Here is a 989-nt window from a genome sequence, read left to right as displayed (position 1 = left end):
CGACGGTTGTTGGCTTTGGCGGCGATCTACGAAGGCGCCAGCCGGGATAAAGCAGCCGAGATCGGCGGCGTGACGCGCCAGATCGTCCGCGACTGGGTGGTGAAGTTCAACGCCGAAGGCCCCGAGGGGCTGATCAACCGCAAGGCGCCTGGCCAACCCTCGCGGCTCAACGACGCGCACCGGGCGGCGCTCACCGCCGTGATCGAGAGCGGCCCGATTCCCGCCGCCCACGGCGTGGTGCGCTGGCGTCTTGTCGATCTCTGCCAGTGGATGTTTGAGGAATTCCGCGTCACCATCGCCAAACAAACGATGAGCCGGGAGTTGCGGGCGCTGGGCTATCGCAAGCTGTCGGCGCGCCCCAAGCATCACGCCCAGGCCGAGGGCGCCATTGATGATTTTAAAAAAGTTTCCCTGCGCGCCTGGAGGAAATCGCGCGCGAAAAAGGCGTCGCCGCCGAGAGCATAGAAATCTGGTTCGAAGACGAGGCCCGGATCGGCCAGAAGAACAAGATCACGCGCCGTTGGGCCAAGAAAGGAACGCGCCCCAGCGCGCCCCACGATCAGCGCACCGCGTCGACCTATATTTTCGGCGCGATCTGCCCAAAGGAGGGCAAGGGCGCGGGGCTGATCATGCCCAAGTGCAACACCTTCGCCATGACCCTGCTCCTGAAGGAAATCGCCAAAAATGTCGCTCCCGGCGCGCACGCCGTCCTGCTTCTTGATCAGGCGGGCTGGCACACGACCGACAAGCTCGACGTGCCCGCCAACATCACGCTGCTGCCGTTGCCGGCCAAATGCCCCGAATTGAACCCCGCCGAGAACGTCTGGCAGTTCATGCGCGACAACTGGCTGTCGAACCGCGTCTTCAAATCCTACGAGGACATCGTCGACCACTGCTGCCACGCCTGGAACAAGCTCGTCGACCAACCGTGGCGCATCATGTCCATCGGACTCCGCGATTGGGCGCATGGGTTCTGATCAGCGAGACTT

At 63.4% G+C, this 989-nt stretch carries 1 pseudogene; it reads left to right on the top strand.

Annotated elements, in window-relative coordinates:
• A pseudogene (locus GJ654_RS21380) lies at window positions 1-977 on the top strand (IS630 family transposase); the annotation flags it as partial.
• Window positions 978-989 lie beyond the last annotated feature (12 nt).

The sequence above is a fragment of the Rhodoblastus acidophilus genome, from assembly GCF_009720655.1.
GTDB classification, from domain to species: domain Bacteria; phylum Pseudomonadota; class Alphaproteobacteria; order Rhizobiales; family Beijerinckiaceae; genus Rhodoblastus; species Rhodoblastus acidophilus_A.
The sequence above is the reverse complement of the archived record's forward strand: the minus strand, read 5'-3'. Positions and strand labels throughout refer to the sequence as shown.